Genomic DNA, 10,088 nt, shown 5'->3' on the forward strand with positions numbered 1-10,088 from the left:
CTTGGTAAGCATGAGATAATCAAAAAAGATAATATCAAAAAGCTTATATCCTTCAAATAGTATTAAAAATCTAACAAAGGCTTGCTGAAAAGTTAAACTAAATTTTACTGTATCAACAATTGCCCAGACTAGGACGGCTGCAATGGTTAGCAATCCAAGTATCATGATAAGTCCGCCTAATATATTGACCCAAATCGGTTTATCTGGCAACTTACTCATCATAGCTTTGATATCATCGGGTGCACCAAAATGCTTCGAGCCAAATTTCGGTATAATAAGTATAAAATTCACCATCATAATTGATGCTGTTAAGCAGATGATTGTTAACATACCAAGTGTTTTCATCAATTTAGTTTACCTCCTCTTTATCTTATTATTCTAGGTGTTTTTTTTTAATTCTTTTGTCTTTGTTGCTTTTCTAGGATTTTTATTTCTTCATCTGTTAAATCTTCTACATTTTCTATAAGGCTTTCTAAGATTGCTCCTCTTGTTATTAGACTATGAGTTCTTTTCAGATTAATATCAAAAACTGATAATTCAGGAATCATCCTACTAAAATCCATATTCCCTCCTTGACAAATACTAATTTATCCAAACCGCTTTAATTTTATCATTTATCAATTCAATAAACGCTATCACATTTACTCCTACTATCGGAAGTCCGTAAGGACTAAATAGGAAACCAATAACCAAGCCAAAAATACCTATTCCGACTTCTCCTTGAATAAAAGAAAATAACGCCCAAAATAAGCAGAACACCATAATGATATACAACAACGCGGTTCCAATACCAAGTAGAAATGTAATAAATGCAGAAAGTCATATGCTGTCATTCTTTTCTATTAAATCATTTTGAAGTGTCTCAAAGCATCCATGATGGCTTCTTCTTTTTCAGGCGTACACTGTGGAATAATTTGTTTCTCCTTTTTAGACTTGTTGTAATGTTCTCGTAATTCTATTCCACATTTCTTTTTTATCTGTGCAATATATAATGTCGAAACTTTTAATTCAAATTTATTCCAAACATATTCTTTGATTTGGGCATATGTTGCCTTACTTTCAGCACTTGTCAAATCCATCTCATCCAGCTCAATTTCAACGTCTATATGTTTATCGACATCGAGTTTGGACAAAAGTGCTACCGTCTCCACATGGCTTGAGTGGTCAGTATGGATAAATTTTAATTTTTTAAGAAAGCCACGTATGTGGGAACATATTTATTCTGCACTATTTCTAAATTCTTCTAACATTTTATTGAGAACTATTGCATTTTCATATTCTTCAACAAATGCCCCCTCTTTGTATTGAGGGAAATTCGGAATATATGGAATATTTACATTATTTAAATATCCATCTCTTTTGTACCAATTTTTCTTAACATATTCTTTAAATATCATTCTCTCATTTTCCGATTCAAATAATAGAAGAACACCAAATAGTCTGGTTCTTGCATACTCACTACTGATTTCTTGCTGATAAAAAAACTCATTTAACTTATATAAAAAACTTCCTTTTGTAAAATAACAATAGGATACGTCTTCACTTTCATTATCATTTATTTGTATAAAATCAACTTTTGGACTAGGCGTAACATAACGTCCACCGTCTAAAGAGTTTCCTACAATACTAGTTAACAATGTTTGATGGTAATAAAAATTAATATCTATCCAGCTTGGTGTTTGATCATATTGTGAAAACAAATAGTACTCAATTCCATCCTTCATATCGTTAAAATCATAATTGATTGTAAACTCAGGAAAATATTTATAATATTTTTGCATCTCTCCATAAGGTCCATCAACCCAGTTTTCATAATCTTCTAAATATATCTCCAATCTACTTATAGCAGATTGTGTTAGTCCAAATCGTTTTTCCCACAAATATTCAACTTTATCTAAATCTGCTGATCTATCTATAGGCGTGTTAGTATCTTGAATTCTCGTGTAAATATGATTTGCTCTAATTCCCTGAAAGTTATCTGTCAAATAATATGGTGTATTATTGTCATTCAATATCACAATTACATCAATTGTTTTACCTGATATTTGATAGCTTTTTACATATACCGTTGGTCTTAAACCACCCGCAAATTTTTTGTCTTTTAGAAAATCAACTATGTTTTGAGTGTTTTTTCTTCCATCGTCTTCACTTATATCTCTAACAGTATAATTATCCTCTTCGTTGACACCTATTATTATAAAAGCGTCTCTACTATCTAAATTATTAGACATGCAAATAATATCATGAAGTAAGTCTTGCTTTCCTTTATTATCAGATTTATACCATTCTTTCTTAAAATCCCAGTACCCACCTTCTTGCCTAAGATTCATCAATTCCAATATTTCTTCTAGTTCAACCATATACCTTCTCCACCAATATTTATTATTTATATTATACCATTTGTAAGCAAATCAAAAACAGCCCAATAAAATGCGCTGTTTACCAATTAATCTATACCTCAAGTCCAGATTTAAATATTACTTTTAGTTTTTCATCATAAACCACTATCTTATCCACTAGTTTCCTTACCAATTCTTCATCATAACTTTCTATTTCTAATTCTAATTCTTGTTTTTCTAAAAACTCTTCTAATTCTATTAATCTACTTTGTATATTTTTCTCTTCCGCCACATTTAGAAGTATCTTTTCTTTTTCATTCCTTAATTCTTCTACCTTATTTGAAAGGTCTGTGTAGTATTTCTTGGCATTAGCTACTTTTAAAAGCTCTTCTTGAACTTTCAACATTTCTTTGTCTATTTCATCTATCTGGCTAATTCCATCACCTGTGATGGCTTTTTCAATATTCCCTTTAGTTGATTTTATATAGTTTAATTAATCTAAGACATAATAAAATGAATTCATAATTTAAATTTTAATATTGTTAGCTCCATAAATTATTATGAGCATAAAAATAGTCTCTTAGATTTTAAAATCAAAACCTAAAAGACTATAATTTCACTATATCTTCTTTCTATTTATATAAAAATCATCTATTCTCTATCCATACTACCCATGCTTTTAAACAACTTAGGTAAACCATCGAATCTAATTAATAAGGCCATCTTTTATTCTATTCTATAGAACAATAAAATTTTCACTTGCCTACATATGTGGGAGATTAATGAGATTTCTTCACATTATTTCTTCTTATAACGAAAAGACCCGACTTGGCTCGCATTATACTAAGAGACGTGTCGGGTACTATTGAGTATTATAATACATATTTATATCTATTTTCAAATCTTCTATTCCTCATATAAGTTTTCCAAACTGATTATATATAATTAGTTATCTATTTCGACCACCTCAAAAATTAATAGCTAGACAAAGAGGAGGCACTATTTAATGATAATTACCCAGATCCCAATTAAAATAAGGATAATGCCAATGATAAGTTCTATCAATCCTACCTTTTTAGCATAGGATTCTGTCTTTCTTCCAGATTTATAATCTACCTCAAAACCGTTAATCAAATTATATTTTTCTTTAAAATAAATCAAATATCCAAATGTAGTAAAAATTACTCCCACTATTATAAGTATTATCTTTAGTAAATTCATTAAGCACCTCTTAAAACTTCCTATGTTAACAAATCTTCTTATCATTTCTCAAAAATTAAATTGTAATTTACTTATATTTTGAATATCCTTATTTTTCCCTATATATATCCATAAAAATTTTACTGATGATTAGTTATATCCTAAAAACTAACTATTCTATCACTTTAATCAACACTTATACTATTTTCTTGACAACAATACTATACACTAACAATGGTTCGCATTGATAAGGGTCGTATCGGGTAATGTTAAATATATTGTATATTTACTTTTAATTCTTGTCAATTTTCTATCTCAACCTCAAGTCCAGATTTAAAAACTTCTTTTAAATTTTCTTCATAAATTACTATCTTTTCCACTAATTTCCTTACTAATTCTTCATCATAGCTTTCTATTTCTAATTTTTGATTGTCTAAAAACTCTTATAATTCCATTAGTCTGCTTTGTTCATTCTTTTCCTTCGCCACATTTAGAAGTATCTTTTCTTTTTCATTTCTTAAATCTTCCACCCTGTTTGTAAGGTCTGTGTAGTCTTTCTTGGCATTAGCTACTTTTAAAAAATCTTCTTGAACCTTCAGCATTCTTTGTCTATTTCTTCTATCTGACCACTTCTATAACCTGTGATGGCTTTTTCTATATTCTCTTTTATTATTTCTTTTAATTCGCCGTTATAGAATATCGGTTGATTGATTACTATTACAAATACTTATTACAAATGTCTTTCATTTATTTTATTATTACATTAGCATTACTTAAAATTAAGTTGTACATATGCTTGAAATCGAATGTTTAAATAAAATATACATAAATCTTAAAGAATTTAATTTCATAGTTTCCATGTCACAATTTAATATAATAGTATTGATGATAAAAAAATAATTGCTTCCATCCACAAACATTTCCTAAACCTTTATATTAATAAATGCTCATATATATTTTTAGTCTTCCTCAAAATCAATAATAAATTCAGATATCACTGGTTGCAATTTATATAATGATCTTATTACGTATGACATTTGATTATATAAGATCTCATAACTATTTTTTTCTGAAAAAAAATTATTTTTTAATTCATTTTCAATTTTTTCATTCATATATTTTATTCTGTCATCATCAGTAGTTAATGGATTTTTCTCTAGCTTGTTTGTTTCTAAAATTATATTTTGGCAAATTTTAGTATCACGCATTATATAATCTATTGATTCTTCAAATTTTGGAAGTTCAATTGATATCTTAACTTTGTTGAACTCAATAGTATTTTCTAACAATTTAAATCTATGTTTCTTTATATTTATTTTTTTAATAAGGTAGTTGTATTTATTTATAGTATTTAATCTATAATCAGCGATAAATTCACGAAATAAATCATACCTTTTAATCTTAGTTGAAATTTTTGAAATGTCTTCTAATAAATAAAAGAGTTTATTTGACAACTTTAACTTCTCAATTTCATTTAAATAATCAATTATTTCAAAAGAAATTTCTATCATGTTATCTATTTGTCTTATTACTAATGTGTTTTTATAATTTCTTACTTGTTGTAAAATTTCAGCATTTTTCAATTCAAGTTCTAATTTTCTATTTTCTTTCAATTCTTTTTTTAGTATATTTTTAGCAACAACTGCTGAAACAATTATAGCTAGCACTGATATACATGTAGAAATAACAAATTCAATATTATTTATGACATATTTAATAGGAATCACCTCAATAATGTTATACTCACTAACTACCTATGTAATTATTAATTAATAATCTATTTTTCAATATCTACTATTTTTAATAACTTAAATTATTCAGGCTACAAAAAACAGTATTGCCCTTCTTTTTAAGATATTTCCCTTCGATTCTTGACATCAACACTACAGTCTCAACCCCTATGGTTATGGGGAACATATCCACGCTCGTAGATGGAAACATATCAAAGATTGGCTCTCGTTTGTAGGAACATATCGACTGTAATTATTTCATTTTCAAGCCTTTATCGATAGCTTCCTGAATAATCTTATGACAACAAACTCCCAACGGATTGTTTTCTTTACAATTAGAATTTTTCATTGCCCCAGTGATGGCATTTACTTCTTTTACGGATTTCGCGCCATGCTTTACAACTGCTTCAATTACCTGATTTTCTGTGACTTCGCTACAATAACAAGCATACTTAGGATCTGCATCTTTCTTAAACCAGATAGGAACTCTAACTTGGTCTTTCAAGAATTTTATTTCATTATCTAAGTTATAGTAAACAACGTCGCAGTCCTCGTTCATGCAAATCTTATATTGATCTCCGTTAACAGCATTACGATAATCATCTACCACTAGATGTTCAACAGTTACTTTACTAACGGAAATCCCTTCATTATTACATACAGGACAATTGTCTTTAATTTGATCCGGCTTTTCTGTTTTGCATCTACAACAACATTCATTATTAATCTTCATATTCTTAGCCTCCATATTTTCATTATAATTTCTTTTTTAAACTAGGTAAAACCAATTTCATATACTTGTCATTTATTAATAGCGTCAAACATTTTAGCTGGTGTTAATTTACTTAGCTCCCTGTTGTCAGCCAACGCACGTGTAGCTTTTTTGTGTATAAACACATCAGCGTCATGTTACCCATTGCTCGGCATTCTTCTAATTAACCCAAATACATGGAATGGCAACCCTTTTTTAGACAATTTATAACCGAACATTATCAAGCTTGAAAGTTTCTTTAGATTATAAAATATATTCTCAGACAATCAAGGGTAAAGGCTTCGCCCAAATTTCGTTGAAATTTGCCCTTGACAGTCTGTTCATATATTTTATTTAATTTATGAAACTTCCAGAGCTTTTTATTCTGCTTTTCTATATTCTACTGGTGTTTTATATCCTAAAGATCCATGAATTCTTAGGTTATTATACCAATATACGTATTCTGCTAATTTTAGATTAAGTTCTTGGAAATTAGTAAAGTTCTCCTGATATATGAATTCTGTCTTCATTACTTTATTGACTGCTTCGCTTACTGCGTTATCATATGGGCTTCCTTTTTTACTTAGCGATCTTTTTATCCCAAATACCTTTAATATTTCTTCTATTTTTATATTTTTAAATTCTCTTCCTCTGTCTGTGTGAAATATTTTTATACGATTTAGTGGCTGCCTTATTGAGTAAAATGCTTCTGCTACTAGATTTGCATCTTTGTTTTTACCTGATGAGTATCCTATTATTTCACGGCTGTTTAAGTCTATTATTAAACATATATAATTCCATGTTTTTCCTACTCTTACATATGTTAGGTCGCTTACTATTGCTTCTAAATAGTCTCTATTGTCAAATTATCTATTTAAAAGGTTAGGGATGTCTTCTTCGTTGCATTTGGATCTTATTACTTTATATTGTGCTACTGTATAGTTTGAGACTAGGCCATTTTTCTTCATTATTCGGCCTATTTTTCTTCTCGATATTTTATATCCAATTTTCCCTAGTTTTTTTTTATTTTGCGTGTTCCATAGTTGTTTCTACTTCTTCTGAATATTTCTTTTATTTCTTCTATTAGTTTTTCATCTTCATCTAATTTCACATCTTTTTCTTTGTTCAAATGATAATAGACTAAACTTCTTGTGACCCCAAGTAGTCTACACATTGCACTAATGCTATATTTATCTCGGTTCGAGATAATGAGGTCTATTTTTTGCCTAACATTAGTGCAGCTTGCTTTAAAATATCATTCTCCATTTCAACCTGTTTCAATTTTTTACGAAGTCTGATTATCTCTTTTTGTTTCGCATCCACATTATCAAAATGGTTACTCTAAGCAGCACACCAACTATTTATTTTTTGAGTTTTAAACTTTGGTAGAAGTCTTGAACTCTTTATATTTACATAACTATTTGCCTCTATCACTATTATGACACGAAACCCTACACAATGATCTAAAATTTTCAATTCTAACAAGTCTTTTTCAGTATTTTTAACTTCATAAAAACCTCTTTGGCAATAATGCCTAATTCTTCTTTAGTTGTTAAAATTTTTTATTTTACCATCATCGTTCCCCTGATTTTCAATTAATCTTCTTAGGTTATATAAGAAGTACATATCTTTTTAATCTTAAAGTTTTAAGTCTTAATTTTAAAATTTTCAATCTTAGATATTATTTAAATCATTCCAAAATGCTCTAAAGAATCTTCGATTGCTTTTTCTTTTTCTTCTGGGCAATTTGACACTCTTTGATTTTCTTTCTTACTTAAATTATAATTTTCTCTCTATATTAGACCATGTTTCCTTTTTATTTGTGCAATATATAGGCTTGAAACTTTTAGTCCGTATTTATCTAACACATACTTTTTAATTTCTCCATAAGTTGCGTCTTTTGAAAAGTCAATTTCAGATAATTCATCTTCCCCTATTTCTATATCTAAATGATGTTCTGTATTTAGTTTGGACAACAGAGCTACCGTCTCCACATGCGTTGTCTTTTGCTTGGGAACATAATTTATTCTCCTCGTCATTCTTGTAGGAGCACAATTTATTAATATCATTATCTTTAGCATTTTTTCTTTTATCTTTAAAGTTATTAGAATCTTGACTATCTTTAACTCCTGTTTTGAAATAGAATGTCAGGTCATATGGATGAACTGTTCCGTCTTTGTCAATTCTACCCACTACGACTTTATCAACAATGCTTTCAAATACTGTTCTGTTAAATTCCTCTATAATTTCTTTGTTTTCTAAGACCTTTTTAAATTGCTTTAGTCTTTCTTTAATAGAGTTTTCATCTTTGATAGTTAGCTCTAGTGTTTTCTTTTCATCAAGTAATTCTTCTTTTTGTTTTGTAAGTTTTTTATACTTTTTAGCATAAACTTCTTCGTCTATACTATCTTCTAAATGAAGATCAACTAACTTTCTTTCTTGACTAATGATTCTGTTTAATTGGTTTTCTAACTTTTTCAAATCTTTGACTAAAGTATTATCATTTATTTCTTCTTCTACAATTTTTAAAAAGTCATCTATTACTGTTGAATCTGCATGGCATAATTGCCTATAGCTTTCAACAAATGCTTTTTCTATTGCTGCTTCTTGTATTCCCTTTGAATGAGGACAATATTTTTTACCTTTTTTTGTTGATTTTACACATTGCCAGTTAATTTTTTTGTAAATTGAACTTGTGTGCCAAGTTCTTCTTGACAGTATTTCACCACAAAATCCACATTCAAGCATACTTGAAAAAGCATATTGCCTTGATAGTTTTTCTCTTTTTCTATCCTTGTTAGCAATGGTGTTTCTATTTTGTGCTCTCCTGAGTCTAATCTCCTGAGCCTTTTCAAAGTCTTCTTTTGATATAATTGGCTCGTGATGATTTTCGATGTGATATTTATCAGATTCTCCAAAATTTGCTAGTCTTCTTTTTGTTATGGGATCAACTGTGAAGGTCTTTCCCATTAGTATATCTCCAATATACTTTTCATTTTTAATTATTCCTAACACTGTAGTATCAGACCATTTTGTTTTACCTCTCGGAGTGAGATATCCTTGCTCTTCTAGTTCCCTGCCAATGACTGAGCCACCATTGCCCTCTAAATATCTTTTAAAGATGTATCTAACAATTTTAGCTTCTTCTTCATTTATAGAGATACTTTTTGTTGTAGGGTCGTAATCATATCCAAGACAACCTTGAAAACCAATAAGTTCCCCTTTTTCCATTTTCATTTTCAGTCCTTTTTTTACATGGGCTGAGGTATTTTCTACTTCTTGTTGAGCTACTGAACTTAATATTGTTAATAGTAACTCTCCATCCATTGTCAAAGTATCTATATTTTCTTCTTCAAATACTACACCAACATTATTTTCCTTTAGCAGTCTTACATATTTCAAAGTATCTAATGTATTTCTTGCAAATCTTGATATAGATTTAGTAATTATCATGTCTATATCTCCATTTTGACAATCACTAATTAGTCTCATAAAATCTGCTCTTTTAGTAGCAGTTGTTCCTGTGGTTGCTTCATCTGCATATATACCAGCCAGAGTCCAGTTCTTATTATTTTTTATTAGATTTGTGTAATAATCAACTTGCGATTTATATGATTCAAGTTGATCTTTATTATCTGTACTTACTCTACAATATGCTGCAACGCGTTTTAAATCTAAACGTAGTGCATTTCTATTTCTAGCTCCTGTATTTGAAGCTTTTATTAATTTTACTTTAGTATTCATTTTACCTCCTTCCCATTTTGTATCTTTCTACAGTGTTATTATATCACAAGAACAATTACTTTCTATCTCTCTTCTTATAATCATTTTCTATTCTATTTTTTATTTTTGTATATTCCTTATCATTAATTAATTTAAGATCATAAAGTCTACATAACATAGCAACTCTCATGCTATAAACTTTTATTGCTTTCATAATAACCTCCTCGTATATTATAGTTGTAGTAATAAATACTACATTTTGTTCTCAATCCCACTTTCTTATGGGATAATAATTGTATAGATAGAGGTCGTAGTTAACCTCCTTGAAGCTAGTCTTCCTAAATT

General features: G+C 28.8%; 10 protein-coding genes and 3 pseudogenes. All 13 read right to left on the minus strand.

The genetic code is table 11. The annotated features are described in order from the left end of the window. Positions 1-345 (minus strand): hypothetical protein (locus tag NH286_RS10005; protein WP_265238652.1); only part of this gene is annotated, 345 nt, incomplete at its 3' end. A gap of 47 nt (positions 346-392) precedes the next feature. Further along, the gene (locus NH286_RS10010) at positions 393-563 is read right to left on the minus strand and encodes a hypothetical protein (protein ID WP_321160853.1); all 171 of its coding nucleotides are present in this window, start codon (positions 561-563) and stop codon (positions 393-395) included. Positions 564-582: 19 nt separating this feature from the next. Then, a pseudogene (locus NH286_RS10015) lies at positions 583-819 on the minus strand (CD1845 family protein); the annotation flags it as partial. Positions 820-842: 23 nt separating this feature from the next. Beyond that, positions 843-1,154: pseudogene (locus NH286_RS10020) on the minus strand (23S rRNA (uracil-5-)-methyltransferase RumA); the annotation flags it as partial. 63 nt (positions 1,155-1,217) lie between these two features. Beyond that, entirely contained in the window at positions 1,218-2,360 is a 1,143-nt protein-coding gene (locus NH286_RS10025) for a helix-turn-helix domain-containing protein (protein ID WP_106460491.1), read from the minus strand. Positions 2,361-2,451: 91 nt separating this feature from the next. Then, positions 2,452-2,745: a hypothetical protein gene (locus NH286_RS10030; protein WP_234025827.1), complete on the minus strand. Its 294-nt coding sequence runs from the start codon at positions 2,743-2,745 to the stop codon at positions 2,452-2,454. A gap of 593 nt (positions 2,746-3,338) precedes the next feature. Continuing rightward, complete coding sequence (locus NH286_RS10035; protein WP_106460492.1) at positions 3,339-3,560, minus strand: DUF3784 domain-containing protein; 222 nt, start codon at positions 3,558-3,560, stop codon at positions 3,339-3,341. 422 nt (positions 3,561-3,982) lie between these two features. Then, complete coding sequence (locus tag NH286_RS10040) at positions 3,983-4,141, minus strand: hypothetical protein (protein ID WP_234025828.1); 159 nt, start codon at positions 4,139-4,141, stop codon at positions 3,983-3,985. Between the two features lie 357 nt (positions 4,142-4,498). Continuing rightward, positions 4,499-5,206, minus strand: a complete 708-nt coding sequence (locus NH286_RS10045; RefSeq protein WP_265238658.1) for a hypothetical protein — start codon at positions 5,204-5,206, stop codon at positions 4,499-4,501. A gap of 316 nt (positions 5,207-5,522) precedes the next feature. Beyond that, positions 5,523-6,002, minus strand: a complete 480-nt coding sequence (locus NH286_RS10050) for a Csac_0668 family 2Fe-2S cluster-binding (seleno)protein (protein WP_265238660.1) — start codon at positions 6,000-6,002, stop codon at positions 5,523-5,525. Between the two features lie 398 nt (positions 6,003-6,400). After that, positions 6,401-7,349: pseudogene (locus tag NH286_RS10055) on the minus strand (IS3 family transposase); the annotation flags it as partial. Positions 7,350-7,943: 594 nt separating this feature from the next. Next, positions 7,944-9,764 carry a recombinase family protein gene (locus tag NH286_RS10060; protein WP_265238662.1) on the minus strand — a complete coding sequence of 607 codons (1,821 nt, stop codon included), beginning with the start codon at positions 9,762-9,764 and terminating at the stop codon, positions 7,944-7,946. A 55-nt stretch (positions 9,765-9,819) separates the two neighbouring features. Next, the gene (locus NH286_RS10065; RefSeq protein ID WP_162832783.1) at positions 9,820-9,957 is read right to left on the minus strand and encodes a hypothetical protein; all 138 of its coding nucleotides are present in this window, start codon (positions 9,955-9,957) and stop codon (positions 9,820-9,822) included. Positions 9,958-10,088 lie beyond the last annotated feature (131 nt).

It is taken from the genome of Anaerococcus sp. NML200574 (assembly GCF_026131665.1).
Classification (GTDB): domain Bacteria; phylum Bacillota; class Clostridia; order Tissierellales; family Peptoniphilaceae; genus Anaerococcus; species Anaerococcus kampingae.